Origin of the sequence: Alkalihalobacillus sp. CinArs1 (genome assembly GCF_947387515.1) — a bacterium.
Lineage (GTDB): Bacteria > Bacillota > Bacilli > Bacillales > Guptibacillaceae > Guptibacillus.
Map to the genome: position 1 here is coordinate 563217 of NZ_CANDOB010000002.1, position 26313 is coordinate 589529.

32 protein-coding genes and 1 pseudogene are annotated in these 26313 nt (G+C 43.3%); 27 read left to right on the top strand and 6 right to left on the bottom strand.

Translation table 11 applies throughout. The features are described from left to right. Nucleotides 1-39 precede the first annotated feature (39 nt). The 6 genes from PFZ69_RS11400 to PFZ69_RS11425 all read left to right on the top strand — a co-directional run bounded on the left by PFZ69_RS11400 (nt 40) and on the right by PFZ69_RS11425 (nt 3188). On the top strand, nt 40-876 hold the full coding sequence (locus tag PFZ69_RS11400; RefSeq protein ID WP_270181205.1) for a DUF2785 domain-containing protein: 837 nt from the start codon (nt 40-42) through the stop codon (nt 874-876). 132 nt (nt 877-1008) lie between these two features. Next, the gene (locus PFZ69_RS11405) at nt 1009-1485 is read left to right on the top strand and encodes a GNAT family N-acetyltransferase (RefSeq protein ID WP_270181206.1); all 477 of its coding nucleotides are present in this window, start codon (nt 1009-1011) and stop codon (nt 1483-1485) included. A gap of 223 nt (nt 1486-1708) precedes the next feature. Beyond that, a complete protein-coding gene (locus PFZ69_RS11410; protein WP_270181207.1) occupies nt 1709-2092 on the top strand; it encodes a DUF4181 domain-containing protein in 384 nt (127 codons plus the stop codon). Between the two features lie 81 nt (nt 2093-2173). Then, nucleotides 2174-2668, top strand: a complete 495-nt coding sequence (locus PFZ69_RS11415) for a GNAT family N-acetyltransferase (RefSeq protein ID WP_270181208.1) — start codon at nt 2174-2176, stop codon at nt 2666-2668. 20 nt (nt 2669-2688) lie between these two features. Next, nucleotides 2689-2790 (top strand): HTH domain-containing protein, encoded by a 102-nt coding sequence (locus PFZ69_RS11420; protein WP_270181209.1) that lies wholly within the window; start codon nt 2689-2691, stop codon nt 2788-2790. 218 nt (nt 2791-3008) lie between these two features. Continuing rightward, nucleotides 3009-3188 (top strand): YjcZ family sporulation protein, encoded by a 180-nt coding sequence (locus tag PFZ69_RS11425; protein WP_270181210.1) that lies wholly within the window; start codon nt 3009-3011, stop codon nt 3186-3188. A gap of 121 nt (nt 3189-3309) precedes the next feature. Here the strand turns inward: PFZ69_RS11425 and PFZ69_RS11430 are convergent, their stop codons facing one another. Next, on the bottom strand, nt 3310-3858 hold the full coding sequence (locus PFZ69_RS11430; RefSeq protein ID WP_270181211.1) for a CBO0543 family protein: 549 nt from the start codon (nt 3856-3858) through the stop codon (nt 3310-3312). An 83-nt stretch (nt 3859-3941) separates the two neighbouring features. Further along, nucleotides 3942-5063 (bottom strand): GAF and HD-GYP domain-containing protein, encoded by a 1122-nt coding sequence (locus PFZ69_RS11435; protein WP_270181212.1) that lies wholly within the window; start codon nt 5061-5063, stop codon nt 3942-3944. A gap of 154 nt (nt 5064-5217) precedes the next feature. On the opposite strand from PFZ69_RS11435, the gene PFZ69_RS11440 reads away from it, so the two are divergent. Next, on the top strand, nt 5218-5565 hold the full coding sequence (locus PFZ69_RS11440; protein ID WP_270181213.1) for a DUF3307 domain-containing protein: 348 nt from the start codon (nt 5218-5220) through the stop codon (nt 5563-5565). 18 nt (nt 5566-5583) lie between these two features. After that, nucleotides 5584-7371, top strand: coding sequence for an adenylate/guanylate cyclase domain-containing protein (locus tag PFZ69_RS11445; RefSeq protein ID WP_270181214.1), 1788 nt, complete (start codon nt 5584-5586; stop codon nt 7369-7371). A gap of 35 nt (nt 7372-7406) precedes the next feature. Here the strand turns inward: PFZ69_RS11445 and PFZ69_RS11450 are convergent, their stop codons facing one another. Continuing rightward, nucleotides 7407-7928: a CPBP family intramembrane glutamic endopeptidase gene (locus PFZ69_RS11450; protein ID WP_270181215.1), complete on the bottom strand. Its 522-nt coding sequence runs from the start codon at nt 7926-7928 to the stop codon at nt 7407-7409. A gap of 238 nt (nt 7929-8166) precedes the next feature. Between PFZ69_RS11450 and PFZ69_RS11455 the strand changes: the two genes are divergently transcribed. From PFZ69_RS11455 to PFZ69_RS11465, 3 genes are all read left to right on the top strand, one after another. Next, nucleotides 8167-8385, top strand: a complete 219-nt coding sequence (locus tag PFZ69_RS11455; RefSeq protein ID WP_270181216.1) for a hypothetical protein — start codon at nt 8167-8169, stop codon at nt 8383-8385. 55 nt (nt 8386-8440) lie between these two features. Then, complete coding sequence (locus PFZ69_RS11460; protein WP_270181217.1) at nt 8441-9163, top strand: DUF421 domain-containing protein; 723 nt, start codon at nt 8441-8443, stop codon at nt 9161-9163. Nucleotides 9164-9282: 119 nt separating this feature from the next. Then, entirely contained in the window at nt 9283-9660 is a 378-nt protein-coding gene (locus PFZ69_RS11465) for a VOC family protein (protein ID WP_270181218.1), read from the top strand. Between the two features lie 51 nt (nt 9661-9711). On the opposite strand, the gene arr is transcribed toward PFZ69_RS11465, so the two are convergent. After that, nucleotides 9712-10125, bottom strand: coding sequence for an NAD(+)--rifampin ADP-ribosyltransferase (gene arr, locus PFZ69_RS11470; RefSeq protein WP_270181219.1), 414 nt, complete (start codon nt 10123-10125; stop codon nt 9712-9714). Between the two features lie 451 nt (nt 10126-10576). Between arr and PFZ69_RS11475 the strand changes: the two genes are divergently transcribed. From PFZ69_RS11475 to PFZ69_RS11520, 10 genes are all read left to right on the top strand, one after another. Then, nucleotides 10577-11383 (top strand): nicotianamine synthase family protein, encoded by an 807-nt coding sequence (locus PFZ69_RS11475; protein WP_270181220.1) that lies wholly within the window; start codon nt 10577-10579, stop codon nt 11381-11383. Further along, the gene (locus PFZ69_RS11480; protein WP_270181221.1) at nt 11380-12621 is read left to right on the top strand and encodes an opine metallophore biosynthesis dehydrogenase; all 1242 of its coding nucleotides are present in this window, start codon (nt 11380-11382) and stop codon (nt 12619-12621) included. Before PFZ69_RS11475 ends, PFZ69_RS11480 begins: the two co-directional genes overlap by 4 nt. Next, nucleotides 12618-13496: a DMT family transporter gene (locus tag PFZ69_RS11485; RefSeq protein ID WP_270181222.1), complete on the top strand. Its 879-nt coding sequence runs from the start codon at nt 12618-12620 to the stop codon at nt 13494-13496. Before PFZ69_RS11480 ends, PFZ69_RS11485 begins: the two co-directional genes overlap by 4 nt. Nucleotides 13497-13520: 24 nt before the next feature. Beyond that, complete coding sequence (nikA, locus tag PFZ69_RS11490) at nt 13521-15044, top strand: nickel ABC transporter substrate-binding protein (RefSeq protein WP_270181223.1); 1524 nt, start codon at nt 13521-13523, stop codon at nt 15042-15044. After that, nucleotides 15041-15982: a nickel ABC transporter permease gene (gene nikB / locus PFZ69_RS11495; protein WP_270181224.1), complete on the top strand. Its 942-nt coding sequence runs from the start codon at nt 15041-15043 to the stop codon at nt 15980-15982. Before nikA ends, nikB begins: the two co-directional genes overlap by 4 nt. Beyond that, nucleotides 15979-16794: a nickel transporter permease gene (gene nikC, locus PFZ69_RS11500; RefSeq protein ID WP_270181225.1), complete on the top strand. Its 816-nt coding sequence runs from the start codon at nt 15979-15981 to the stop codon at nt 16792-16794. Before nikB ends, nikC begins: the two co-directional genes overlap by 4 nt. Then, nucleotides 16791-17591 carry an ABC transporter ATP-binding protein gene (locus PFZ69_RS11505; protein WP_270181226.1) on the top strand — a complete coding sequence of 267 codons (801 nt, stop codon included), beginning with the start codon at nt 16791-16793 and terminating at the stop codon, nt 17589-17591. The genes nikC and PFZ69_RS11505 overlap by 4 nt, the downstream gene beginning before the upstream one ends. After that, complete coding sequence (locus tag PFZ69_RS11510) at nt 17588-18346, top strand: ABC transporter ATP-binding protein (protein WP_270181227.1); 759 nt, start codon at nt 17588-17590, stop codon at nt 18344-18346. Before PFZ69_RS11505 ends, PFZ69_RS11510 begins: the two co-directional genes overlap by 4 nt. 141 nt (nt 18347-18487) lie before the next feature. Next, nucleotides 18488-20404, top strand: a complete 1917-nt coding sequence (locus PFZ69_RS11515; protein ID WP_270181228.1) for a BglG family transcription antiterminator — start codon at nt 18488-18490, stop codon at nt 20402-20404. Nucleotides 20405-20506: 102 nt separating this feature from the next. Next, nucleotides 20507-22429: a fructose-specific PTS transporter subunit EIIC gene (locus tag PFZ69_RS11520; protein ID WP_270181229.1), complete on the top strand. Its 1923-nt coding sequence runs from the start codon at nt 20507-20509 to the stop codon at nt 22427-22429. A 70-nt stretch (nt 22430-22499) separates the two neighbouring features. On the opposite strand, the gene PFZ69_RS11525 is transcribed toward PFZ69_RS11520, so the two are convergent. Then, nucleotides 22500-22835, bottom strand: coding sequence for a winged helix-turn-helix transcriptional regulator (locus PFZ69_RS11525; RefSeq protein WP_270181230.1), 336 nt, complete (start codon nt 22833-22835; stop codon nt 22500-22502). Between the two features lie 131 nt (nt 22836-22966). On the opposite strand from PFZ69_RS11525, the gene PFZ69_RS11530 reads away from it, so the two are divergent. Both PFZ69_RS11530 and PFZ69_RS11535 read left to right on the top strand, forming a co-directional pair. After that, complete coding sequence (locus tag PFZ69_RS11530) at nt 22967-23461, top strand: lactoylglutathione lyase family protein (RefSeq protein ID WP_270181231.1); 495 nt, start codon at nt 22967-22969, stop codon at nt 23459-23461. A 136-nt stretch (nt 23462-23597) separates the two neighbouring features. Further along, the gene (locus PFZ69_RS11535) at nt 23598-23837 is read left to right on the top strand and encodes a hypothetical protein (protein WP_270181232.1); all 240 of its coding nucleotides are present in this window, start codon (nt 23598-23600) and stop codon (nt 23835-23837) included. Between the two features lie 37 nt (nt 23838-23874). Here the strand turns inward: PFZ69_RS11535 and PFZ69_RS11540 are convergent, their stop codons facing one another. Beyond that, nucleotides 23875-24135: a hypothetical protein gene (locus PFZ69_RS11540; RefSeq protein WP_270181233.1), complete on the bottom strand. Its 261-nt coding sequence runs from the start codon at nt 24133-24135 to the stop codon at nt 23875-23877. Between the two features lie 111 nt (nt 24136-24246). Between PFZ69_RS11540 and PFZ69_RS11545 the strand changes: the two genes are divergently transcribed. The 4 genes and pseudogenes from PFZ69_RS11545 (at nt 24247) to PFZ69_RS11560 (ending at nt 26303) form a co-directional block, all read left to right on the top strand. Beyond that, entirely contained in the window at nt 24247-24996 is a 750-nt protein-coding gene (locus tag PFZ69_RS11545; protein ID WP_270181234.1) for a phosphotransferase family protein, read from the top strand. 276 nt (nt 24997-25272) lie between these two features. Next, a complete protein-coding gene (locus PFZ69_RS11550; protein WP_270181235.1) occupies nt 25273-25440 on the top strand; it encodes a hypothetical protein in 168 nt (55 codons plus the stop codon). A gap of 36 nt (nt 25441-25476) precedes the next feature. Further along, nucleotides 25477-25683 carry a hypothetical protein gene (locus PFZ69_RS11555; RefSeq protein WP_270181236.1) on the top strand — a complete coding sequence of 69 codons (207 nt, stop codon included), beginning with the start codon at nt 25477-25479 and terminating at the stop codon, nt 25681-25683. 123 nt (nt 25684-25806) lie between these two features. Beyond that, nucleotides 25807-26303, top strand: a pseudogene (locus PFZ69_RS11560) (SRPBCC family protein). The last annotated feature ends 10 nt before the right edge of the window (nt 26304-26313 follow it).

The window sequence follows — 26313 nt, forward strand, 5'->3', positions numbered from 1 at the left end:
TAATAAACCTGTTAAACTATGGAAGAAGGGGTGGTGTCAGTGAGTGTTGAAACGCTAGAGAAGACGTTAAGAGAGTTAGATTGTGAAGCCGTTGACATGGATGCGCTTCTTCAAGAGATGCTAAGTGAAATCGGGACGACGGATCCGGTGCTGCGGGATGAGTTAATCTATCGCACGTTTTGTCATCTTGTGATGGAGAATCATCTAAGTGAAGAGCAGTTGATCGAAACGTTGAAGACATGTCTTGATGATCAGCATCTTTTCTATAAAATTGGAGCGGAAAAAGGTGAAGCCGTTTTTACTCGCTCATTTTCTGTACTGGTAATCGCATTGATTTTACATAAAGACCGCGAATCCTCTTTTTTACCAGATGAACTGATTCAAATTACAACTGAAGCAGTAGTGCGCTACCTTCAGGAAGAGTGTGATGTAAGAGGTTATGTGAAGGGGAAGGGCTGGGCGCACAGTATCGCGCACGGTGCTGATGCACTTGATGAAGCGATTCGTCATGATGTGTTTCGTAGAGAACAGATCGATTCTTGTCTGAATACGATTGCGGGCTGTCTCTTTAAAAAAGGTGTGTACGTTGACGATGAAGACGAGCGGTTACTGATGGCGATAGAGGCACTTCTTCATAAAGGGTTAAAAGATGATGTCCTCGCAACATGGGTGAAGCGAGTTGACGATGAGCTCACTTCTTCGTTCGACCAAGAAGGATTTAGCGCCGCGTTTTCTCATACGAAAGCGAACGTATTAGGCTTTCTTAAAAGTTGTTATTTCAGACTAAAATTTCGTCATGAGGCAAAAGAAACGATGACTGCGATCGAGCATGTACTAGAGAAATGGATGAAGAAGTTTTATGGAAGCGGTGAGTAACGGTGAGAAAGCGGAAAGAAAAAGGGTTTCTACGAGAACTTGGAGAATATACGTTTCTCGAGATCATCGCAAATATCCTCATGTTCATTCCACGCATGATCATGCGATTTTTCTGATAAAAGGAGAGGGAGAATGATTACATTTGTACCATGTGATGGCACGCAGCTCGAAGTTGAGAAGGAGATTTTCAATCGTAACCCTGCATATAATGTGATCGCGTTTGATAAAGAAACGCTAGATGACTCAGATCTACAAGAGCAGTATCGTGATATGAAGGAGTTTCATACTGAACGGTACTTGGTGAAGGAGAATGATCACGTTCTAGGGGTCATCGAATACGGCATGGAGAGTCCTCGATCTCGAAAGCCGTGGTTAAGTTTATTGATAATCGATAGGCAATACCAGGGGCGAGGCTATGCTAGGAAAGTGTACGGTCTTTATGAGAGTAAGATGGTTGAAAAAGGTGCCGATCTCATTCAAATCGCTGTCCATGCGGAAAATTCATACGCGTTACGTTTTTGGCGTTCGATTGGGTTTGAAGTTTATGATGAGCGGGCGTACGAAGGGAAGCAATACTATAGTTTAGATAAAACGTTAGCGAGGTTCTAAGAATGAAAGAAGAGGAGAATAAGAAAAAAAGCAGGTTTTTTGTTACTTTTGCTAGTTTGTTTTTAGGTCATCTTACTGTAGATACCTTCAACGGAAGCCCCTTCACGTGGGGGGAATATTTCATGGTGTCGTTTTTAGCGATGCTCATTCATATGTTTTTCTCTTGGGCATGGAATTCAAAGGAGTATAGGCAAGAACAGTAGATTTTAGAGGAGGCGGTACTGTGTTGTTCTTCTATTTAATCGTTTTAACCGTCATCTATCTCTTCGTAAGCGAAATTTACATGAAGCGAATGCTAGGTATTAAAGAGCGTAGTAGATGGATTTTCCATGATGAGAGGTATAAAGTTTCGATGATCATCGATGTTGTGATTGTACTTGCCTTCATTTTTATCTCATTTGAATTCATCGTTGAGAGACCAAATTCCCCAGCGATCGTGATGTTAATGCCATCGATGATCATGGCCTTTCTCATATCCATCAATCGTGGAGTGGAGGATTATCTTCAAGATCCAACGAGTAAAGCACATTACCATGAGTGGTTAGCTGCATGTATGGTCGTTCTTGCATTTGGAGTGTTCTATTTATGGGAAAGAGGAAGCATTTGAATTGGATGAACTTCTCGCTAGGAAGTTTTCTGCTTTTAGGTCGTATAAATACCGCTAGTCGATCAAATAAGGAGTTTAACAATGACCAACATTCGAGAAATGACGAGGGAAGACTGGGAAGAAGTGAAAGAAATCTATCGGTTCGGAATCGAGACGGGTAACGCAACATTTGAGCATAGCACACCTACCTACGAAGCGTTCATCTCGAACGCTGTTAATGAATGTACCTTGGTCGCAGTGGACGAACGTGGTGTTCAAGGGTGGTGTAAATGCAATCGATCGTCGAGTCGATACGTGTATCGCGGAGTCGGAGAGGTGAGCGTCTATGTTCATCCACGTGAAAAGGGGAAGGGAATCGGGAATTTGTTGCTGCAAACGTTAATCAAAAGGTCTGAAGAAGCGGGCTTTTGGACGCTAAGTGCTGGGATCTTTCCTGAAAATATCGGTAGTATTACGTTACATAAGAAGAATGGTTTTGAAAAACTAGGAATTCGGAAAAGGGTGGGACGCATGCAAGATGGGCGATGGCGAGATGTGATTCTATTCGAAAAAAGAAGTGATGTTGTAGGTGTTTAGTGCAGACGGTGGGGTGTTGAATGATGAAGACAGAGCGTTTACTCGCCATTGTGATTAAACTCTTGAATCAAAAGAAGATGACGGCAAAAGAACTAGCGGATTATTTCGAAGTTTCCGTTTGAACGATTCAACGTGATATGGAGTCCATTGAACTAGCGGGTATTCCAATCACTTCTCTATGAGATCCGCATTTCTTTTGCGTTTTCATAGTTTTCTTGAAGAATATGATAGACAGTACTAGAGGTAGATGCCTCTTTTCACATAACTTCAATTCCTGCCTATCCAGTCATGGTAGCTTGGACATACACTGTATAGAAACTAGAATAGGGAGGTTGAGAAGATGGGTGCTGACAAGAAGCATAGACGCGATGATGGCAGACTATTTGCTTTAGTTGTGGTTCTATTTATTCTATTAATTATCGTTGGTGCTGCTGGCTACGCAGGCGGAAGAGGTCGTTGTTGTAATGTTGGAGGCAACTACGGCGGAAACTACGGTGGTTTCGGAGGCGGCTTCTACTAAAATGAGCTGCTGGGCATCGGACATGCCCCTATAAAACCAGTGGAAAAGAGCGTTTCGTTTATGGAACGCTTTTTTTATTGGATGCGAATGCGATCTTTTCATACTTTAGCAGATGGTTTTCTTACGAGCGGATCGATGCTTTACTAAAGATAGTCATCTGAACTTTCACGATGATACCGATCAATAAATAAGCAATCATGGAATAAACATTATTCCATTTGATATATTCGTACACGTTCACCCAGCGAAGAAGGTTTTCTACAATGAAAGCGAGTAGTAACGATGTGATAATCATAGCAAGCATATAGCTCTTCCAAGTGAAAAAGTATTGATATAACAGCATGAAGATCACTGGTAAAACGATGTAGGTTGAAACAAAAAACGATGGGCTTAATGGTGTTATACTTGTTGGATAGGCAGTAAAACCATATTGTATCAGAATAACATCCATCAACGTACTGATGGCGATGACGATTCCACCAACAGTCAATAATTCAAATAAACGTTTGCGATCAATGAGTTTGAATGCTACATATAGAAAAATCAAATTGATGATCAGTACTAACCACCAACCAAATGAAAACAAATCATCATGTAACCAATGGTTCCAATATTGTACTTGAAAAGACTCTCTGATGGATGTAATCGATTCCCATGAAGGTGCTCCCATTTCCATATTACCTCGCCACTATTATTTTTTCGGTTAGTACTTAAAGTTGGCTAGTTTGTTATTTTTATACACATAATCCTTCATTACGAATACTGCTCTTTAATCTTCACAAACGCTTCAACATTCCGAAGAAACATATCGACTAACATCGGATCAAAGTGTTTGCCTCTTTCTTCTCTAAAGTATGTAAGGATGCGATCGAGCTCCCATGCTTCTTTATACGGGCGGTGTGATGCAAGGGCATCGAAGACATCAACGACGGCGACGATTCTCCCATATAGGTGGATGTCTTCTCCGCTCCGCCCATTAGGGTAACCCTTACCATCCCAGCGCTCATGGTGTTGCTCTGCGATGATCGCAGCGGCTTGAAGAATCGATCTTTTTGAGCTCTTCAATAAGTCGTACCCAATCTTTGAGTGTTTTTTGATCAATTGAAATTCTTCCGTAGAGAGCTTTCCTGGTTTATTCAGTATAGCGTCTGGAATCCCGACTTTTCCGATATCGTGCATCGGAGAAGCAACTTTGATCAGTTCAGCTTCATCTTCATCTAACCCTGCCTTTAATGCGAGGAGTTTCGCATACTCAGCGACACGTTTCACATGTGCACCGGTTTCCTTCGAGCGTCCTTCTCCGATCTCTCCCATCTTGAAGAGGATTTCCTTTTGCGTTTCTTCGATTTCGATGTTGACGAGCATCGCTTCTAGTGCTTGACCTGTATAGGAGGCTGCAAGACTTAAGTACTTCAAGTCATTCGGATGAAAAATAGACTCTTCCGTTAGCTTATTGATCACCTGATAAACACCGATCGTTTTATTGAGTTTGTTCTTCACAGGGATCACCATGACGGATTTCGTTCGATACCCGGTCTGTATATCGATGACAGAATGAAATCTCTCATCTTGATAAGCATCATCGATTACAAGAGGTTCCCCGGATTGGAATACGTGTCCCGCGAGACCTACTGATGAAGGGACCCGAACTTCTTCCATTCCATGGGCGACCCGTGCCCATAGCTCATTTTTTGTTTCATCATAAAGCCAAAGTGTACACCGATCCGCTAAGGTCATCTTTCGTCCCATATCTGCCATCAACATCAGCAAACGATCGAGGCTGTTTTCGGTCGTGATCTGTGCAGCATAATCGAATATGATTTGGAGAAGTTCTTCAGAATTTAATTCACTTTTATGATACTGATTCGATTCCACAAGTCGAGACCTCCTCGTCTACCTATTTGGGATTCTAGTCTATTCGTTCTATTTCTTTCTATAAAAAATGGTATGATAAGAAAAATAAGGATTTGTAGGATAATTCTATCATACACGCTGATGTATTAAAGCGGTAGGTAAAGGAAGGCAAAACATGACTCCGTTTGAATATTTATTTATCGCCCATTTGATTGGAGATTTTCTTTTTCAGACGAAATGGATGGCTGAGCATAAGCATAACAGGTGGCTTCCACTGTTATCTCACGTCTTAATCTATACAGGCGTGTTAGGTATCGTTGCCTGGTTCGGATTCGGAGGCCTTTCGATGTTACAGCTCGGCTTCATCTTCATCACTCATGTCATTCTCGACCGGAGAACGTTCGTTACATGGTGGACGAGGACTGTAATGAGGGATGTTGATGATTCTGTAGGGTGGTTGAAAGTAATCACAGACCAAGTGTTTCATCTTATCGTTATTGCGATCATCGTATCGATTTTATAATGTCTGGGAGGTTACTAGATGAAGGAACGTCACTTTTCACTCGTGAAGCAATTTCCAATACGGAAAGAAGAAGCGTGGGACATTCTCGCAACAAACGATCATTTGAACAGGCTCATCGGTTTGTTTCCAGTAGAATTCTCAGATGCGCGATTCGATGAATCTCTTTTTTACCGTCCTGCAAAGGCAAAGCTAGGTGGCGTCTCGCTTGAATGGAAGGAGTATCCGTTCGAATGGGTGAAGGGAGAACAGTATTCGGTTCAAAGGCTGTACACAGCAGGTCCACTCGCTGAATTTTATGCAGGAATCAAAATGAGGGATGTATCGGTCGATGAGAACCCAATGACAGAAGTCGAGGTATTTTCGATGTTACGCCCGGCAAACATCATCGGAAAACTCGCGATCCCTGCAATTGCGATTCCTGGTATGAAAAAAACGATCGCATATATTGAAAAATACATAGCGCTCGACTCACGAATCGTTGTGTTGCCTCCACCAAAACACCTTTCATCCACAAACAAACAAGCCCTTTCCTATGCGATGGACAAGCTCGAACCTTCGAAAGCAAAAGAGTTCCTCAAGCAGCACATCATTCAGTCTCATGATCAAGCGCTTGTTGAGATGCAGCCGTATAAACTTGCAGATCAATGGGGGATCGATCGCGAAGAAGTGTTAGTGCTGTTTCTTGAAGCAACAAAAGCTGGCGTCCTAACCTTATCCTGGAGTTTGATGTGTCCGACGTGTCGTGTCGCAAAAGAGAGCGCGTCTTCCCTTCGAGATGTGAAAAACGAGGTGCACTGTGACCTTTGCGGCATAACGTACGACATGACGTTCGATGAAACGATCGAACTGCGATTTACGGTCCACCCGGCGGTTCGAAAAGCCGTTTCACAGACTTATTGTATCGGAGGGCCAAATATTACGCCGCATATCCTTTTGCAGAAACGCATCCGTTCAGGGACTTCAAGTGAACTCCCTGCGATTCATTCAGAAAAAGACGTGAGGCTCCGCATTTTAACAAGGAGTCATCTCGTTTTTCAATGTGATGAGGAGGGTGTGGCGCTAACGTATCGTGATGATGGATTTGATAGCGATCATTTTTCAATTCAAGGCTGCACCCTTCAAAATGAGAGCAGCCGCGATATCGTAGCGGTGGTTGAAGAAGTCGAGCGCGATCCGAACGTTGTGACCGCTGCTAACGTAACGACGATGACAAAGTTTCGACGACTCTTTTCGTCTGAGGTACTAGCAGAAGGCCAGGAGATCGGCGTTGAAAATGTGACGATCGTTTTTAGTGACTTGCGAGGCTCAACTTCCCTTTATGAATCAGCAGGAGATGCGCGCGCTTATCGCCAGGTGAACGATCACTTTCAGTTTCTATCAGAGAAATTTAAGAACCATAAGGGAACGATTATCAAAACGATCGGCGACTCTGTGATGGCAGCCTTTTTTGTACCAGAGAATGCGGTAAAAGCGGCGCTCGACATTCAACATTCGATCGGCGATTTCAATGCAGAGCATGGAACGAACTTAACGATAAAACTCGGCATGTATACAGGTCCAGCGATCGCGGTAACGGCGAACAACCAACTGGATTACTTCGGTCATACCGTCAACATGGCTTCAAGAATCGAGCAAGAAAGCAAAGGGAACGATATTATGCTTTCCTCTGATATGCTTGAACGGAAGGAGATTCGAGCGATTCTAAAAGTGTACGAAATGGAATCGTACGAAGCAGCGTTGATGGGAATTCGAAAGGAAGTTTCGCTTGTTCGAATAAAGACAACGAGGGAATTTGTTACTGTGTAAAAAGGAGCTTGCCTTCGCAAGCTCCTTTTTTATATCTAAAGCAGTGGAATGAAGACGAGGATGAGCAGGTCGAACAAAATATGTGAGAGAAGCGGCACCCAGAAATTCTTCCGTTTCTCATAAATCCATCCCCACACGATCCCTCCAACAAGAGCGGCGACAATGAGAAGCGGGGCACCTGAATAAAGGTGAGCGACTGCATAGAGAAGCGTTGCGAGAACGATGGTATCCCCACTTTTGTATTTTTTGAACTGCTGCTGGACGTAGCCTCTCCAGTAAATCTCCTCACCTGGAATTACGATGAGAATAAGGCTGATGAAATGCCACGGTTTAACAGGCTGCACGATATCATAAAACTGTTCCATGTTATCAAATAGAGAGGGAGTCGCCCAGATGATGAGTTCGATCCCTACATAGCTTAACCCGTACAGGAAGAGTGCACTGACGATGATGTATATGAGGTCCGTTCCTGTAATCTTCTTAAATACCAGCTTGCCGGTCGTGATGCTGATCACGATTAAGATCGCAAGCGTTACAGAGAAAACAGGCCAAAACATGATTGGAAAGTAGACGAAGCTAATAAAAAGTAGTGCATGAGCTAGAAACAGAGAGCTGAAAAGTATTGTTTTTTGAATATGTCATCATCCTATCTGGTCTCTGATTTCTACGTATCTACATATGATTACCCATCGAGTGATGCAATCATGCTGAAAGGAGCACATCGTAGCACATCGTAGCACATCGAAGTGAAACGAAAGCCGTTCTGTATCGTAAACACTACTACGGGGTGATTGTATGAAAAGATTTGTCGTATTTATCGCAAGTTTTATCGTGGTGTTTTTTCTTTTGCAATGGGGCTCAGGGTTTCTCCTAACGGCGTTACATACACCGGATGCTGGTGAGTCCACGTTCCTACAAACGGTTCAATTTGGAGAAAACAGCGTCTCACTTATCTTACTCTTACTCAGTGTAGCGATCGCTTACGTTGTGTCGAGAGTCATTAAAAGCGTTTAATGGATTAAGGAGAGTTTGGGAATGATGAGCGTAAAGAATGAAAGAGGTGCTCATCATGGACATTTTAATGGACTCCTTGAAGGTTATCTTTCGTATTGCTACAATTCTTCCGCTCATGCTTGCGATCGGACTATATATGGGGAAGCGCTCGATCGGAGAGCTCCCAGTTTTTGATTTTCTCGTCGTACTCGTATTTGGTGCTGTTGTCGGAGCGGATATCGCAGATCCTAAGATCGACCATGTTCATACGGTTATCGCGATGATTGCGATTGCGCTTTTACAAAAGTTGATTATTAAAGTGAAACTAAAGAATCCAAAGCTAGGGAAGCTTTTTACTTTCGAGCCAACCGTTGTGATGTACCAAGGTACGTTTCTAAAGAAAAATATGAAACGCATTCAGTATTCGGTCGACAACATCCTGCAGATGTTACGAGAAAAAGATGTGTTTCATACGAGTGACGTTGAGCTTGCGATTGTTGAAGCGAACGGACAGCTGAGTGTAAAACTCTATCCTGGTAAAGAAGGCATTTTACGGGAAGATATGCAGATCTACAAAGCTGGGAACGACTATGAAATTCCTGTGATTTTAGATGGCAGGGTGCAGAGGGATCTGCTTGAGCGAATCGGCAAGACGGAGCAATGGCTATTGAATGAACTACATACGACTGGAAAAGGCGACGTAAGTGAGATTTTTTATGCTGGTGTTACGGGCCAGGGAGAGCTTTCCGTTTCAAAGAAAGATCTTCAAACGAATGATGCTCCTCCTATTGAGCATTAATCGGGCTTATTTTCCTACCGACTTTCTTCTCATCATTTCGACATTTAAAGGATATCTTTAAGCGCTTAGAGAAAAGAAAAGGCGCAAGAGAGAATTGAAGGAAACGAGGAGGAAAATCCATGATCGCAAAGCTTGGACAGGTAATGGTGTATGTGAAGGATCAAGATCAAGCCGTCACGTTTTGGACAGAGAAAATGGGGTTTGACGTCATCACAGAAGAAAATAAGGGGATGCGTTGGATCGAAGTAGCACCGTCTACATCTGCAGAAACGAGCATCGTTCTTCATAACAAAGACGTTATCGCAAAAATGCAGCCAGATATGAATCTCGACACGCCTTCACTCATGTTTTTTACTAAAGAGCTCGATCATCTGCATGAAGATCTAAAACTGAAAGGTGTGAAGGTTGGGGAAATCGTGAAGATGGGAACTAACCGCGTCTTTAACTTTTCGGATTTTGAAGAGAATTATTTTGCGGTTGGGGAGAGAGCGGAGTAGTTGCAAGGGAGTCTGGTTTAAACCAGACTCCCTTTTTTACAATACAAAGAATCAGTCATAGATCACGTCTTTTCCTTCTTCACGCAATTTTTTCAGTGAAGTAAGCATTTGGTTGATTTCTTCATCTGAGTGCCTTTCCCATGACTTTAACTCTGCTATGATCTTCAAAGGTGATTTCGAGCGATACGAACGTGTTGGGTTTCCTGGAAATCTTTTGTCCGTTAGATTTGGATCGTTTTCAAACTCACCTAATGGTTCAACGATATAAATTCTTTCTTTTCCGGTTGATTTCGCTAGTTCAGCACCCCACTTTGCAGCATTTAACGTCGAGGTAAAATAAATGTGGTTCGATTTTTTGTCCTGAAAATTTGATAAATGCTGCGGCTTCAAATGATCTCCGATGTTGAGTTTCGCTTTCGTTCCATGAAAGAAAGGACCGTTATCCAACACATCTTTATCATTCATTCGAATCCACCTCTCATTTGATTTGTAAGTAAGAGTATAGGGGAGAAATATTAAAAAAAGTAGTCTATAAATTTTCTGATTTCAGGATTATAATAAAAGTAGAAGGAAGAAATGTAAGTCGTTTATAGGATGAATTAATGAGCAGTGCCGTTTTTGGCGGTGCTTTTTTCTATTCTGTGTACATACGACCGGTAACGAATCGTGAATAGGTATTTTGACCTGTTCATCACCTTTTACTCAGTAATAAAAGAAATGTATAGATCACGCCAACACCCACGTTTGAGAATGATACCGTGGGTGTTTTTGATGGAGTCAGCGTTATAAAGACTATTGGCTCATTTATATAGAAATTGGAAAAAAGAATTTACAGAGCAAAAGGGTTTACCTATACTATAGTTTATAAATCGAAACGATTTCGATTTGTGAAAACCACTATTGTGAGGTGAACTTATTGAAAGAAAAATATGAACTACTTTGTTCGTTGAAAGTAATCGAAGTCGAAATTGCAGAACTCGCCAGGTATGCAAAGGAATTCGATGGGTGCTACGATCTCTTAAAGAGCAAGTTGGATGATTTGTGTACGTTCATCACGAGTAAAGAGAACGATCAAAAATGGGACCAATGGGGCGCGATCGAAGAAGTTCAAGTCCTTTCGCATCAACTTCGCGAAACATCAGTCAATGCGTTATGTGAAGTAGAGAAATACCAGTCCAATCGCGCTCAGCAGGTGGGACTTCCCGTCGGACAATATTTATCCTCGTTAGCGAAAACGGTAAGGGATGAGTACAACAACTTCGGAATACATAGTAATTCAAACGTTTTATTTATTGGCTCTGGTGCATTTCCAACGACAGCTTTAACGATTGCGAAAGAGACGGGTGCTGCAGTGATTTGTTTGGACATCGATCAAGAAGCGATTGCGTTATCTCGAGAAGTGGCGCGTGCTTCAGGACTAGAAGAGAAGATCTCATTTTTCCACGGTGACATCCACGCTCACCATAGCTTCGAGGGCATCACACATGTTTTTATTGCTTCACTTGTGAAAGACAAACATGAAGTCATCGAGGTGCTTAAGGAGAAGGTATGGGAAGGTACAAAAGTCATCGTACGATTCGGGAACGGTTTGAAGTCGATCTTTAATTACCCAATCGATAACATCATCACAGGAAACTGGGTTCAGACGTACATTCACACTGAAAACAGTGACAGAATCTATGAAACACTCGTTCTTGAGAAAAAGACTCAGGTGATCTCATGAGTGGAAGGCATACATTGATTGTCGGGGCAGGTCCTGCGGCCATCCAAACAGCAGTTGCTGTTAAGAAGAGCTGGAAGGGAGACGTATCGATTGTAAATCGTAATGGCTCCTATTCAGGACGGGTGCAAAATCAACTAAAGAATACTCAACATGTGGTCACGGCAATCGCCCCGAATTGGCCTTCCCTTTCTGGAAAAGTAGAAATCTCTCGTTTCTACAATGGCTTAGAGAGCGTTGAAGATCGGTTCGACACGATGATCGTCTGTGTTCCAAGCTACAGTTATGAAGATGTCCTTCGATCGATTGGGATTGGAAGGCTAACAAAACTTAACAAGATTATTTTGCTGTCACCCGTAATAGGATCGAACGAACTTGTTAGAGAGATCGTTTCTGAAACAGATAAGAGCATTGAAGTAATTAGCCTTTCAAATTATTATGCCGCAACTAAATTCGTGCCTGAGGGCGACCTTGTTGCGTTTACGAAGGCGGTAAAAAAACGGGTTTACTTAGCTACGAGTAATGAAGGGTCTCTAAATGAAATCGAAATGCTATTACAAGAAGCTGGGGTCGAGACCGTTGTAAAAGAAAACCCGATCGATGCGGAATGTCGGAACATCACGACCTATGTGCATCCTGCATTCTTCATCAATTCTTTTTCATTGAATGAGATCTTTTCAGAGAAGAAATCCTTGAAGTCCCTCTACAAGCTTTATCCTGAAGGACCGATCACGAAAGAAACGATCATGGTCATGGTGAAGCTGTGGAAAGAGATCTCAGCGCTAACTGTGAAATTAGGAGGGGAACCGATCAATTTACTTCAATTCCTTAACGATGATAACTACCCTGTACACGAGGAGTCGCTGTCCCGTTCGGATCTTGATGGCTTTCAAGAGTTAGAAGCTGTGAAACAGGAGTATTTACTCTACATTCGCTATGCGTCGATCTTGATCGATCCTTTTTCACAACCTGATAAAAACGGTGCATACTTTGATTTCTCGAAAGTACCTTTTCAACAAATTTCAAGGAGCCCTTCTGGGGAATGGTGCGTTCCTAGAATCCCATTCGAAGATTATATGAACTTAAAGCAAATGCACCACCTTGGGTTTGAAAGGGGAATCAGATTACCAGAAATGTTTCGCTTGATTCAATCTTTCGAGCAAAAAGTCCATGAGTGGCAAAGCTTGAAGGGTGAGCAGGTAAGAGGGTTTCAGAGACTTGCAGAAAGGGAGATTCGATGAAAAATGGCGTCCTGCTTGCAATACTATCTTCCTTGATCTTCAGTATCATGAACGCCCTCGTGAAAAGTATAAGTGACACGGTGCCGACTTCTGAAATCGTGTTTTTTAGAAGTTTCATAGGAACTGTCCTGATTTTCTTCTTTATGAGGAGCAGAAAGGTTTCTTTCTCGAGAAAAGGAATTCCGTTTCTGATGCTGAGAGGTGCGTTTGGAGCGCTGTATTTGCTCGCATATTTCTATACGATTTCTAAGATACCGCTAGCGGATGCGAGTATTCTCGCGCATCTATCACCTTTCTTTGCGGTGTTCTTTTCATACATGTTCTTAAAAGAGCGGGTGTCTAAGCAAGTTTTGCTCATCCTACCGCTTGTTCTTGTTGGGATCGTGCTGTTAGCGAAGCCTGGTGCGTATTCATCATACTCACTCTATGCGCTCGTAGGAGTCGTGAGTGCACTATTTGCGGGTGCGGCGGCAACGAGTATCCGATTCTTAAGTAAAACACATCACTCGTTTGAAATCGTCTTTTATTTTCTGGCAACTGGGACACTCGTCTCCATTCCGTTGATGTGGAATGATTTTGTGCTTCCAACTGCCGAAGACTTAACGATTCTTGTGGGAATTGGGGTTGTCTCCTTACTCGGACAAGTGTTTTTAACGAAGGCCTTTACTCATGAAAGTGTGGTCGTCGTTGAAATCGCGCGCTACATAGGGATTGTCTTCAACATCCTCTGGGGCTTTCTGTTCTGGGCAGAAGTGCCAGATCTACTTACGATTTCTGGAGGGATTCTCATCGTCTCCGCGTGTATTTTACTATCGAGAAAAAAGAAACAGGTGAGGACGAAGGTGTCCTTACGACCTGTATTGAGAAGGCAATGACATGATAAAAAGGAGCAACAATTGATGACTAGAAAAAAAGGATTTTATATCGTTGTATTATGTTTAATCACGCTTCTTTCTGCTTGTTCGTCCGCTTCTAACACGAGCGAGGCAGAAGGAGATAAAGAGATTACGTTTTTATCGAATTTTCCAAGCGATACGCTTGATCCACATTTAAGCTATACGCCAGTACGAGCAGGAATCAATGAAACGCTCGTTAAGATCAATGAAGACCTTGAACTAGAGCCATGGCTTGCGACAGGCTGGAAGAGTAACGATAACGGAAAAACTTGGACGTTCACGATTCGAGAGGACGTTACATTCCAAAATGGTAAGACGTTAGATGCAAAAGCTGTGAAAAAATCACTCGAACGAAGTGTTGAAGTAAGCGAATCGATGAAATCCGCATTGAAACTTGATTCGGTTGAAGCGGAGGGCCAGACGCTTACCGTCACATTACAAGCCCAGGTTCCTGAGCTCCCTTCAGAGCTCGTGCATCCTAATACCGCAATTGTTGATAGTGAGGAGGACGATATCGAACAGAACCCGGTTGGAACTGGACCGTTTGCAGTCGCATCATTCTCACCAAGCAGTAAAGTTGAGTTGAAAGGAAATGCTGACTATTGGGACGGAGAGCCTAACCTCGATCGTGCAACGTTCACTTTTAATGAAGACGCGAATGCAAGAGGACTTGCACTTCAGTCGGGTGACGCTGACATCGTCTATCGTCCTGCCTTTGAAAGTCTTGATGTATTAAAAGAAGAAGGATCCATCAAAGCAGACGTGGTGCCAGGCATTCGATCCCAGCTGTTTCTCTATCATTTCGGCAGTGTCTTCAAGGATGAAAACATGCGAAAAGCATTTGATCTTATGATCGATCGAGAAGTCGTTGCAGAAAGTACACTCGCTGGTTATGCAACAGCGGCCGGTGGTCCGTTCTCCACAGAGCTCCCGTTTGCATCTAACGAAGAAAAAGCGTTTGATCTCGAACAAGCGAAGAAATACCTCGAAGAAGCAGGAGTCGAAATGAAAGATGGAAAGGCGATCAAAGATGGAGAGCAGCTTTCGTTAAAGGTGTTGACGTATTCGTACCGACCTGAATTACCATTGATGGCACAAATTCTTCAGTCGAATGCAAAAGAGCTTGGAATCGACATCAAGATTGAACAAGCGGAAAACATCGATGAAGCAATGGCTACCCAAGATGATTGGGACCTTGCAACTTACAGCTTATTAACAGCCCCTAGAGGAGATGCGAGCTTCTTCATGAATGCGGCCTATCGACCAGGCGGTTATTTGTATGAAGCAACGGGACTGAATGACCCAGAAATCACGAAGGTGGCAGATCAGCTCAATGCCACTGTTGAGCGAGAAGAACGACAAAAGCTAGCCATCGAAGCAAGTCAACACATCAATGAACATGCGCTTCACTCATTTATCGTGCATCCGAGTAATGTCGTAGCTTACAAAGACAGTGTGAAAAATTGGGTGACGAGTAAGAGTGAATTTTATGTGTTAACAAAAGACCTAGATGTAGAGACAAAATGAAGCATGTAATAAGACGCATCCTTGAGCTAATCATTTTTCTCATGTTTCTATCATTCGTAAGCTTCAGTTTTATTAAGATGGCTCCTGGTGATCCGGCTATGTCGATGATGAAAACAGATGAAGTAGCGGTTACAGATGAACAGCTGAATCAGCTTCGGGAAGAGCTAGGATTCAATGAGCCGATCTATGTTCAATACTGGAAGTGGATGCAAGGGTTCTTTCGCTTCGATTTCGGCAACTCGTATATGACGAAACAACCTGTGGGAGAGGAACTGTTAGAGAGATTACCAGCTACCCTTGAGCTGACGATTGCCTCCCTCTTCATCATGGTGGTCGTTGCTTTTCCGCTCGGTAGTCTCGCAGCGATCTATCGAAACACATTACTCGATGAAGCGAGTCGTCTGTTTGCACTTCTTGGAGCGTCAGTCCCTAGCTTTTGGCTAGGGCTGATTTTCATTCATCTCTTTGCAGTAGAGTTAAACCTGTTTCCTTCGATGGGGATGGGGTCATGGGAGCACCTGTTTCTCCCATCACTGACGCTCGGGCTTGCGATGGCAGCTGTCTACGTGCGCATTCTTCGATCAAGTTTATTGAATAGCTTCGGACAAGAATTTATACGAGCTGCCAAGGCAAGGGGGTTATCTCGCCCCCGCGTTTTCTTTCACCATGCATTTCGCCATAGCTTGCTTCCTGTTATAACGATCTTCGGCGTTAGTCTTGGAAGTCTACTAGGTGGGACGGTCATCATCGAAGTACTTTTCGCTTATCCGGGGATCGGTAAGTTAGTGGTCGATGCGATTATGAAACGAGATTATCCAATCATCCAAGGTTATATTTTTCTCATGGGGATCCTCATCATGCTTATTAACTTAGCTGTTGATGCTTCCTATCATCTCGTACATCCAGAGCTTCGCATTAGAGAGGTGAAGCAGAGATGAAGCGACGTAGGTTACGAAGAAAAAGCATCGTTGTCATTTGGTTGTGTTTGGTGTTGGGGTTTATCGCGGCTACATATCTTGCACCTCACGATCCGCTTTCGATCGATCCAACGAATCGCTTGCAACCAGTAACTCTTGAGCACATGTTTGGGACCGATCACCTCGGCCGCGATGTCCTGTCACGAATTCTCCACGGTGCAAAAACTACGGTAGGAACGAGCATACTCGTGATCCTCATCGTTCTTAGTATCGGTGTTCCGATTGGAATTATCGCAGGGGGAATCGGTGGTGTAGTAGACCGAGTGTTTATGAGAATCACGGATGCGTTCATGGCGTTCCCTGATTTTATCGTTGCCATCGTCTTAAGCGGGCTGCTTGGTCCTGGAATGGTTAACTTAATGATGGCGATCATCCTTGTGAAATGGACGAGTTACGCTCGACTCGTACGAAGTACCGTCATCGAAGAAAAAGGAAAGAATTATATTTTAATAGCGGAGTTAAACGGTGTACCGCCATTGGTTATTCTATTTAAACACCTTTTTCCACATGTGATCGGAAATGTGCTTGTGCTTGGTACACTCGACATTGGAAAAGTCATCTTGATGATCGCTTCGTTATCTTATATCGGCTTAGGTGCACAGCCGCCGGCACCTGAATGGGGAGCGATGTTGAATGAAGGGCGAGCGTACTTTCAACTAGCACCACATCTCATGGTGGTGCCAGGTCTTGCGATCGTCCTCGTTGTGTTAGCAACAAACCTACTTGGCGACCGTTTACGAGATTATTATGATGTGAAAACGGGAGGATCATGATGCTAGAAATAGAGAATTTATCGATCACCTCGAAAAAGGAAACGCTCGTAAAGAACCTAACGATGTCGATCGATTCAGGCGAGTGGTTTGCGCTAGTAGGAGAAAGTGGAAGCGGGAAGAGCCTGACTGCTTCAGCGATCGGAGGGTTGCTTCCTAGTAATCTTTCTATCAAAAGTGGCTCGATCAGAGTATGTAATCAAGATACTGTGAACATGAAAATACGTCAGCGCTTTCTTGGAAACACCATCACCTATATCTTTCAGGATTACAGCGGTGCATTTACCCCCTTTCTAAAAATAGGTGCGCAGTTAGACGAAGTGCTTAAAGCACATACGAGCTGGTCACGATCAGAAAGGCGAGTAGCAGTGGAGGAGGCGCTACGAAAGGTAAAGCTCCCTGAAACTGTGTATGAAAAGTACCCTCTTCAACTGAGTGGAGGACAGCTGCAGCGAGCTGCGATTGCGTCTGCGATGATGCTCAAACCTTCCTTACTCATAGCTGATGAACCAACGACAGCACTCGATGCTTTAACAGCACAACATGTTCTTACTCTTATTCATGAATTAGCGTCTGAAGCAGGGTGTGCGGTGCTATTCATCACTCACGATCTAAGGCATGTCAAAAAACACGCAACACGAGTCGGCGTTTTGAAGGAGGGAACCTTAGTGGAGACAGGTACGAAGAAAGAGGTGTTTACGAACCCAAAACATCCTTACACGAACATGTTGTTGAGGTCGATTCCTGATTTGAAGAGTGAGACAACGAGATTGATTACGAGTGAGTATGATGCCTTATGACTGAACCTCTCCTAAGCGTTTCGAATCTATCAAAGAGCTATCATCCTGGACATCCAGTCATCGAAAATGTAACCTTTTCGATTGGAAAAGGGGAGTGTCTTGGGTTAGTAGGAGAAAGTGGAAGTGGGAAAAGCACCATCGTTCGCTGTTTACTTCAGATGCAGCAAGACAGTGGGGACGTACAGTTTCAATCGAATGATCTACACAGATTAAAAGGCAGCGCATTACGCCGGGCGAGGCAAAACATACAGGTTGTTTTTCAAGACGCTTCAGAAGCGTTGAACCCTAAATTGAAAATTCTGGACTCGCTTATGGAGCCCTATGACGTTATGAGAAGAAAACTTTTTCATCGTAAGGAGAGAAGGGAGAAAGCGATCGAGTTGCTACGGATGGTGAAGCTACCACCATCCGTTCTCGATGCCTATCCGCATCAACTAAGCGGAGGCATGAGGCAGCGCGTCACGATCGCCCGTGCGATCAGTACGAATCCGTCTCTTCTTCTACTCGATGAACCCACTTCAAGCTTAGACGTTTCGGTTCAAGCATCGATTTTAAATCTGTTGAAAGATCTTCAAGAAAAACACGGATATTCCTACTTGTTTATATCGCATGATCTATCAGCGGTAGCATTTATGAGCGATCGAATCATGGTAATGAAAAATGGAAGTCTTGTCGATTCCTTTAAGAAAACAGAGCTGTTTCGTCCAAATCGGAATACGTATACGAAAGAGCTGTTGAGTGTTTATGAGAGTTGATTAAAGGTGAAGTAGTCATTCTTTATGGGTGACTGCTTTTTTTCTTATGAAGAATGCTTGCAATAGAGGAAGTATTCCTTTTATCCTAATACTTTTGATATACTACCTATATTTAGGAAAGCAATGAAGTAGGTGGATAGGATGAATCGTAGACAACAGAAACTGTTGCTTATGTTACTAGAAAGCAAAGAAACAGAACGAGTGAGCAAACTTGCGGATCATCTTTCTTGTTCTGAGAAGACTGTCCGGAACGACCTTGGGACGATAAAAGAATACGTTGAGAACGAAACGAACGGTGAGCTTGTTAAGAAGCCGGGGCTAGGGGTTTACATACAGGTGGATGAATATGAACGTTCGAGGCTTTATCAAACGTTCAGCTCAGTAGATACGAAGAAAGAAGAAGTCATCGAACGGCAGCGAAAAGTTGAAATCGTCTATGAGCTGCTGATGACGAAGGATCCAGTTTCAATTCAGGGTCTTTCAGAGCGCTATTACGTGAATCGACTCGTTATCCGAAAAGACCTTGAGGATATCCGCACCTGGTTAGAAGAGTTTGAACTTGCCCTTCATTTTAAGCAAAAAGTTGGTGTGTTGGTAGATGGGGAGGAGATGGCAAAAAGGAGGGCACTCGCTCGTTTACGGGAGTTTGTACATGATGACACTCTTGTACAATCCTTCTTTAAAAAGCAGTTTTCACCTTATGAAATCAGTCTCGTCGAAACTGAATTACGCACGCATCAAGCCGAGCATGATATTTCGTATACAGATGAAGCGTATGAAAATCTTCTCATGCATACGTTGTTTACGATCAAACGGGTGAAACAAAGACACGTGGTTACACTTCGTGAAGAAGATGTTGAGAGAGTGACGTCAACTGCGGAGTATCAGTGGGCGAAAAGCCTGTTAAAGAAGCTTGAGTTTGTGTTTGTCGTGCATTTTCCACAAGAAGAAATCGCCTATCTCGCGCTTCATTTTATCGGTGCCAAACGAAGAGGTATGAAGGAAGATGAGCTAGAAATCGATCCCATCGCAACAGACCTTGTTCGTAGGATGTCGGAATTGACATCTCTTTCTTTTCATGATGACGATGATTTGCTAGAAGGACTGCGCGTTCATTTGTATGCTGCTCTTAACCGGATTACATACGGCCTGTCTGTCACAAATCCGATGCTTCAAGAAATTAAGCAGATGTATCCGTATTTATTCGATCTTCTCATCGGACTTTCTACAGAATTTAGTGAAAAGCATGGGGTTATGATTCCAGAAGATGAAGTCGCCTATTTAACGCTGCATTTTGAAGCGGCTGTTGAACGGCTTCATTCAAATAGAGGAAAGCAAAAAAGAGCCGTCATCGTGTGTCATCTCGGTGTAGGAATGTCCCAGCTTCTACGAACAAAGCTTGAGCGGAAGTTCGCATCGCTTACGATTCTGGACTGTATTTCCCAGGTAGAACTTCCTTCATTTTTGAAAAAAGAAGAAGTCGATCTCGTTATCTCAACGGTCGAGCTTAAGACCGTGCAGGCTGTTCCATCGATCGTGATCTCGCCGTTACTGAACATAGAAGAAGAAAGTAAACTAGAGGCATTTATTCAGGAGATCGATCGAAGCAGCGCGATAGTTACAGACTATGTAAAGCCTGAATTTGTGTTTATTTATGAAGAACCTGTTCATCGATTCGACGTCATTGAAGAACTGTCGAACGCACTCTCTCGGAGCGGGTATGTCACGAAGGAGTATACGACGCGTGCGCTTGAAAGAGAGCGAGCTTCATCCACAAGCATCGGGTCTGGTATTGCGATCCCACATGGTGATCCTAAGCTTATTCATAAGTCAGCGATTGCGGTAGGAATCATGAAAGAACCTATCGAATGGGAGAAAGAAAACGTGAGCCTCGTCTTTCTATTAGCGGTAAATAACGATAATAGTGAGGCTACGAGAGCACTGTTTAGGGAGATCTCCTCTCTGAGTGAAAACCCGCATTTGCTTAGGGAAATTGTGAGTAAGAGTGACCCTGAATCCGTAATCGACATTCTTGGTGGAAACCGTTCATCACAATAAATAGTCATATTTCCGGAAGTTCCGGTAAACTTTCTTTCTTTTTCCCTACTCTTTATAAGATACGATATGTGTAAGCGATATCAAAGAAAGAGGGGGAAGCACATGAAGTTGTTAGCGATTACATCCTGTCCGAACGGGATCGCTCATACGTATATGGCAGCTGAGAATCTACAAAAAGCTGCAGAGAAATTAGGCGTCGAGCTAAAGGTAGAAACGCAAGGGTCCATCGGCGTTGAGAATGAGTTTACAGAGAAGGACATTCAAGAAGCCGATGGCATCATCATTGCAGCCGATAAAACGGTAGTGAAAGATCGCTTTCATGGTAAAAAGGTACTTAGCGTTGGTGTTCAAGAAGGAATTCGTAATCCTGAAGGGTTGATAAAAAAGCATCAAAACGGTGACGTACCTGAGTTTCGCAGCAGTGGGGCAGAAACGGCGAAGGATGATAAGAAAGGAAAAGAAAATCCGATCTACAAACACCTTATGAACGGCGTTTCGTATATGATTCCGTTTATTGTTGTCGGAGGGCTATTGATTGCGATTGCACTAACGATCGGTGGAGAGCCAACAGAGAACGGTCTAGTGATCCCAGAAGGTTCCTTCTGGAAGACGATCGAACAGCTAGGCGGAGCGTCGTTCACGTTCATGATCCCGATTCTTGCAGGATTCATTGCCTACAGCATCGCGGATCGTCCTGGACTCGCACCTGGTGTGATCGGAGGGTTCATCGCAGCAAACGGCAGCTTTTATGGAAGTGAAGCAGGAGCTGGGTTCATCGGCGGGATTATCGCTGGTTTCTTGGCAGGTTACGTTGCACTTGCGATTAAGAAAATCAAGGTTCCAAAATCTGTTCAGCCGATCATGCCGATCATCATCATCCCGGTTCTTGCATCACTGATCGTTGGACTCGCATTTGTCTTTATCATCGGTGCGCCCGTCGCACAGGTATTTGAAACGTTAACGAACTGGCTTGCAGGCATGCAGGGAACGAGTTCAATCCTTCTTGCGGTCATTCTTGGGGCAATGATTTCCTTCGATATGGGCGGCCCAGTAAACAAGGTTGCGTTCTTATTCGGAGCTGCCATGATCGGAGAAGGAAACTATGAAATCATGGGACCGATCGCAGCCGCGATCTGTATTCCACCGATCGGAATGGGCCTAGCAACATTTCTTAAGAAACGGAAGTATCAAGAAGCTGAGATTGAAACTGGAAAAGCGTCGTTTACGATGGGGCTTTTCGGAATCACGGAAGGTGCAATTCCGTTCGCAGCGCAAGATCCACTTCGCGTTATCCCGAGTATCATGGTCGGCTCGATCACAGGTTCTGTCATCGCGATGATGGGGAACGTCGGAGACCGAGTCGCACACGGTGGACCGATCGTAGCAGTGCTAGGTGCTGTGGATAATGTGCTCATGTTCTTCGTGGCAGTGATTGCAGGTGCACTCGTGACTGCGCTTCTTGTTAACACATTGAAAAAAGACGTAACTGCGATGGAAGTCGCAGGCACTGATGTACAGGTCGAAGCGGCAACAGCAGAGGAACAGACGGTATCAAGGGTTACAGAGGTAACGAAACTAACAGACATTACGAACGAACGATTGGTGAACATTGCGTTAAAAGGATCTAAGAGAGACGACGTGATCGATGAAATGATCGACATGCTTGAAATGGAAGATGTGCTCGATTCAAAAGAGAGCTTTAAGGAAGCGATCATTGCGAGAGAAAATGAAAGCTCAACAGGAATCGGCATGAACATCGCCATTCCTCATGGGAAGTCGACGGCTGTACGCGAACCTCGCGTTGTGTTTGGAATCAAGCGCGATGGCATCGATTGGAACAGCCTTGACGGTACAGAAGCGAGACTGATCTTCATGATCGCGGTACCGAAAGAGAGCGAAGGAGACGCACACTTAAAGATTCTTCAGATGCTTTCAAGGAAACTTATGGATGATGAGTATCGAGAGAAGCTGCTTGAAGTGAAATCTGATGAAGAAGCGTACGAGTTGTTGAAAGAAGTTCAGTAAAGTCAAAAGAGCGCCATTCTCGATCGAGAATGGCGCTCTTTTTCGCATAAAACCGTTTGTTTAGGAAAATCTATTGATTGTCCATCTGTTCGGTTCCCCATTTGTGCATTTGTTCGAGAATGGGCAAAATCGTTTTTCCTTTTTCCGTCATCGAGTATTCCACTTTTGGCGGGATTGTGTTGTACTGTTTCCGGTCGATGAACCCGTCATCTTCTAATTCTTTTAACTGCTCACTGAGGACTTTATGCGTAACGCCTGGTAATAACCTGCGTAACTCGTTATATCTAAAATTCCCATCGACTCCGAGGTGCCAAAGAATGACCGTTTTCCATTTCCCGCCGATTTTCTTCAATGTGTATTCGATCGAACAGTTTAGTTTTCCATCTTGATTGATCGGTGCGTCCATTTTTTTCAGTCCTTTACTTACTTTTAGGTTAGTGTCTCACATAAAAGTGCGTTCTTCTCATGTATAAAAACTCATTATATAATGTGTTCTGTAATCAAATAAATTACAATTTCTAAGGAGGAATTACTACTATGGTAACATATCCAAGAAACTTTTCTCATATTGGACTATCTGTTCCAAACGTTGAAGACGCGGTTAAATTTTATACAGAAGTATTCGGTTGGTACGTCATTATGGAGCCTTCAGATGTAGAAAATGACGATACACCGATCGGCCAAATGTGCCGTGATGTGTTCGGTAACGACTGGGAGAAATTCCGAATCGCTCACCTTTCAACTGGTGATAAAATCGGTATTGAACTATTTGAATTCCCAGAGAACGAACAGCCTGAAAACAACTTCGAGTATTGGAAAACAGGTATCTTCCATTTCTGTATCCAGGATCCTGATATTGAAGGAATGGTTGAGAAGATCAAAGCACACGGTGGTAAACAGCGCATGCCGATCCGTGAATACTACCCTGGTGAAAAACCATTTAAAATGGTGTATGTAGAAGATCCATTCGGTAACATTTTTGAGATCTATACACATAGCTATGAGCTAACGTATTCAGAAGGTGCTTACTAGGAAAATGCAATAATGAGCAAAGGAGCTTACTTTTAGTAGGCTCCTTTTTTGATGGAATAAAGTATTGAGTTCGTCTGCTCATTTTGAAATAATTGGTAGGAGTGCGTACAACACAATTACATAAGGAGTATACACAATGAAATTAAGAGTAACGTTAATCATTTTAACCTTAGTGTCCATGAGTGCGATGGTTTGGGCTGGGTTCACGAGACAGTCAGAACTTTTTCCACTTTTATTAAGTATTACAATCGCATTCTCAATGGCCAACATATCTTTTGATAAGAAGAAGGAAGAAAGGGAGAAGACGATTTATAAGGTTGCGATGAGCTTAGCCATTTTTGCTGCGATACTTAGTGCTGGCAATTTTTTCTTTTAGAGATCTAAGTGAAAAAACACCCTCTACTTGAGGGTGATTAGGCATTGATCGTAAACCCATCGATACGGTGACAGTCGATAACAAAGGGACTCGCGCCGCCACCGGCATCAAATGTTGCACAGCAGTCGGTATGGTCGAAGCTTTGTAAAATCAACGTGCCACTTCCAGGTACTCTGACGCCAGACACTCTTAGTGCGACAGATGTACCTGGTTGGAGCCTGCTTAACCTCTTACAGATGCTGCTCGTACATTTCTTGTGTGAAGGTATTCCGCAAGGCTGTTGCTCGAATAAGCTCATACTACTCAGTCCTTTCTTAAAAGATTGCTATAGTAGTAGTAGATTCAAATTTCTTACATATTGGCACGGCGAATGGAAGAGTAGTTCCCGTGCGTTAAAGGAGTGGCGTGAGTGAAGGAAGCTGTTCAGATCGCAGAAGGAAATACTGCGACCATCTACTTGCAGAATGATCGCGTGATCAAAGTGTTTAAGGAGCATTTACCAAGTTCTGAAGCTGTCACTGAAGCAGATAAACAAAAGCACGCACATGCTTGTGGTCTACCTGTCCCGAAAATTTACGACGTAACGAAGGTCAATGGAAAACAGGCGATCGTCATGGCGTACATCAAAGGCAAAACGCTTGGTGACCTTGCTCTTGAAAATATGGAGAAAGCGGAAGACTACATGAAGCTATCAATCGATATCCAGTGCGGGATCCATGACATTACGACGGATTCGCTTGAACCTATGAATGAGAAATTGAAACGACAGATTCAGTCAGCTTCGTTGTTAGAAGATCGACAAAAGCTTGCTCTTCTTAGAAAACTTGATCGGATGAACGTAGAGAATAAGCTTTGTCACGGTGATTACCACTTATTTAATTTAATCCAATCGGATAACGATGTGACCGTCATCGACTGGGTGGATTCGAGTGCAGGTGATCCTCGTGCGGATGTGTATCGAACATACTTGTTGTATGCGGGGGTTTCTATGGAGTGGGCTGAGCGGTATGTAAAACTAGCATGTGATCGTAGCGGCTTCTCCTTGGACGAGGTGTTTCAGTGGGCGCCGATTATCGCTGGGGCGAGGTTGTCCGAAAATGTTGCGACTGAGAATCATGAGCGATTGAAGGAAATTGTAGAACGATATGTCACGAGTTAAAACAAAGAAAGGTCTTTCCTCATTGGGGAAGACCTTTCTGGTTAGTAGAGAGAGGTTTGAATTGATGAATATGGAATTAAATAGAAGGAGCATCGTTTCATAGAGTTAAAGGATGACAATCTCATTCGTGATTATTATGTTGCAAAAGTAGGGCAAGGTGAACCAGCAATCTTCCTTTTTTCAGTCCCTCCATCTTTTTTATGCTGATGTTAATAAGGTCCTCAGCTCACTTAACGATAATTCTCGGTAAACTCTTTACAACGTTTGGAGGCAGAAATGCTAAAGAAATGGATTAAAATGATATTAAGAACCACGCCGTTAGGAATTGGGATCGCAACGATTAGCTTAGTGATGCAAGGGGCTATCAAAGCAAGCAGTCCGATTACGTTCTTATCGATCGGAATGATCTGTTTAGCACTGTTACATTTTGATGATAAGGAATGAACAGAGCATTGGTAACTTCATATAGAGGAGGCAATCATGAGGCAACTCATCAGTAAGTACTTACACTGGATATTACTAGCGATCGTCGGAATTAGTTTTATTACGATGTTCTTTCCATTTGAAGGTTCTGCACATCATATTATCGCGTTAATCATGAGCGGAATAGGATTTGTTTTTCTCATTTACGTAACTTATTCGATAGAGAAAAATAAAAGAAAAGAGAAAGACAAGGCTGCTGAATAAAGGTATAGACTAAGACTCTTCAAGTTTACTTCTTCCTTTTACGAATAAGAAAAGGAAGAATCTCTATGACTGGATCGCTGGGTTCGCTGATAAGAATAAAAGAACAATAAAGGAGATGACACGATGGATAATGTCTCAACGGTACCATTAACCATGGAGAGAACGTTCAATGAAAAGCCTGAAAGCGTTTATGAAGCATGGGTGAATCCAGACATGATGAGAAAGTGGTTATTCACGTTAGAAGGAACGAATAAGCTCGTACAAAATGATCCGAAGGTCGGAGGCAGCTGGGAAATCATCGACCATCGAGAGGGCGTTGATTACCGAGCGGTAGGGGAGTACCTCGAACTCAACGCTCCAAACCAATTGGTCTTCACATTCAAAATGCCGCAGTTTAGTGAGTTAGAAGATAAGATCAAGGTTGAGATTATTGAGAATGCTAGCGGAGCACAGATGACGTTTACTCAGCTTATTCACGTTGAGCGAGAAGAAAGTTGGACAGACGCTGATATGGAAAAGCGCTATCTGAGTACCATGACGCAACCGAACATGGATGGGATTTAATGTTTAGAGGACTAAAAGAATTAGTTGAGACAGGGGATACGAGCTACAAAGGGTAGCGTGTTACAC

Excerpts from the sequence above, each read along its gene's own strand:
- PFZ69_RS11405 (WP_270181206.1), top strand. The coding sequence starts at position 1,009 with ATGATTACATTTGTACCATGTGATGGCACGCAGCTCGAAGTTGAGAAG.
- PFZ69_RS11415 (WP_270181208.1), top strand. The coding sequence starts at position 2,174 with ATGACCAACATTCGAGAAATGACGAGGGAAGACTGGGAAGAAGTGAAA.
- PFZ69_RS11420 (WP_270181209.1), top strand. The coding sequence starts at position 2,689 with ATGATGAAGACAGAGCGTTTACTCGCCATTGTGATTAAACTCTTGAAT.
- PFZ69_RS11425 (WP_270181210.1), top strand. The coding sequence starts at position 3,009 with ATGGGTGCTGACAAGAAGCATAGACGCGATGATGGCAGACTATTTGCT.
- PFZ69_RS11430 (WP_270181211.1), bottom strand. The coding sequence starts at position 3,858 with ATGGGAGCACCTTCATGGGAATCGATTACATCCATCAGAGAGTCTTTT.
- PFZ69_RS11440 (WP_270181213.1), top strand. The coding sequence starts at position 5,218 with ATGACTCCGTTTGAATATTTATTTATCGCCCATTTGATTGGAGATTTT.
- PFZ69_RS11445 (WP_270181214.1), top strand. The coding sequence starts at position 5,584 with ATGAAGGAACGTCACTTTTCACTCGTGAAGCAATTTCCAATACGGAAA.
- PFZ69_RS11450 (WP_270181215.1), bottom strand. The coding sequence starts at position 7,928 with ATGTTTTGGCCTGTTTTCTCTGTAACGCTTGCGATCTTAATCGTGATC.
- PFZ69_RS11455 (WP_270181216.1), top strand. The coding sequence starts at position 8,167 with ATGAAAAGATTTGTCGTATTTATCGCAAGTTTTATCGTGGTGTTTTTT.
- PFZ69_RS11460 (WP_270181217.1), top strand. The coding sequence starts at position 8,441 with ATGGACATTTTAATGGACTCCTTGAAGGTTATCTTTCGTATTGCTACA.
- PFZ69_RS11465 (WP_270181218.1), top strand. The coding sequence starts at position 9,283 with ATGATCGCAAAGCTTGGACAGGTAATGGTGTATGTGAAGGATCAAGAT.
- arr (WP_270181219.1), bottom strand. The coding sequence starts at position 10,125 with ATGAATGATAAAGATGTGTTGGATAACGGTCCTTTCTTTCATGGAACG.
- PFZ69_RS11480 (WP_270181221.1), top strand. The coding sequence starts at position 11,380 with ATGAGTGGAAGGCATACATTGATTGTCGGGGCAGGTCCTGCGGCCATC.
- PFZ69_RS11485 (WP_270181222.1), top strand. The coding sequence starts at position 12,618 with ATGAAAAATGGCGTCCTGCTTGCAATACTATCTTCCTTGATCTTCAGT.
- nikA (WP_270181223.1), top strand. The coding sequence starts at position 13,521 with ATGACTAGAAAAAAAGGATTTTATATCGTTGTATTATGTTTAATCACG.
- nikB (WP_270181224.1), top strand. The coding sequence starts at position 15,041 with ATGAAGCATGTAATAAGACGCATCCTTGAGCTAATCATTTTTCTCATG.
- nikC (WP_270181225.1), top strand. The coding sequence starts at position 15,979 with ATGAAGCGACGTAGGTTACGAAGAAAAAGCATCGTTGTCATTTGGTTG.
- PFZ69_RS11505 (WP_270181226.1), top strand. The coding sequence starts at position 16,791 with ATGATGCTAGAAATAGAGAATTTATCGATCACCTCGAAAAAGGAAACG.
- PFZ69_RS11510 (WP_270181227.1), top strand. The coding sequence starts at position 17,588 with ATGACTGAACCTCTCCTAAGCGTTTCGAATCTATCAAAGAGCTATCAT.
- PFZ69_RS11515 (WP_270181228.1), top strand. The coding sequence starts at position 18,488 with ATGAATCGTAGACAACAGAAACTGTTGCTTATGTTACTAGAAAGCAAA.
- PFZ69_RS11520 (WP_270181229.1), top strand. The coding sequence starts at position 20,507 with ATGAAGTTGTTAGCGATTACATCCTGTCCGAACGGGATCGCTCATACG.
- PFZ69_RS11525 (WP_270181230.1), bottom strand. The coding sequence starts at position 22,835 with ATGGACGCACCGATCAATCAAGATGGAAAACTAAACTGTTCGATCGAA.
- PFZ69_RS11530 (WP_270181231.1), top strand. The coding sequence starts at position 22,967 with ATGGTAACATATCCAAGAAACTTTTCTCATATTGGACTATCTGTTCCA.
- PFZ69_RS11535 (WP_270181232.1), top strand. The coding sequence starts at position 23,598 with ATGAAATTAAGAGTAACGTTAATCATTTTAACCTTAGTGTCCATGAGT.
- PFZ69_RS11540 (WP_270181233.1), bottom strand. The coding sequence starts at position 24,135 with ATGAGCTTATTCGAGCAACAGCCTTGCGGAATACCTTCACACAAGAAA.
- PFZ69_RS11550 (WP_270181235.1), top strand. The coding sequence starts at position 25,273 with ATGCTAAAGAAATGGATTAAAATGATATTAAGAACCACGCCGTTAGGA.
- PFZ69_RS11555 (WP_270181236.1), top strand. The coding sequence starts at position 25,477 with ATGAGGCAACTCATCAGTAAGTACTTACACTGGATATTACTAGCGATC.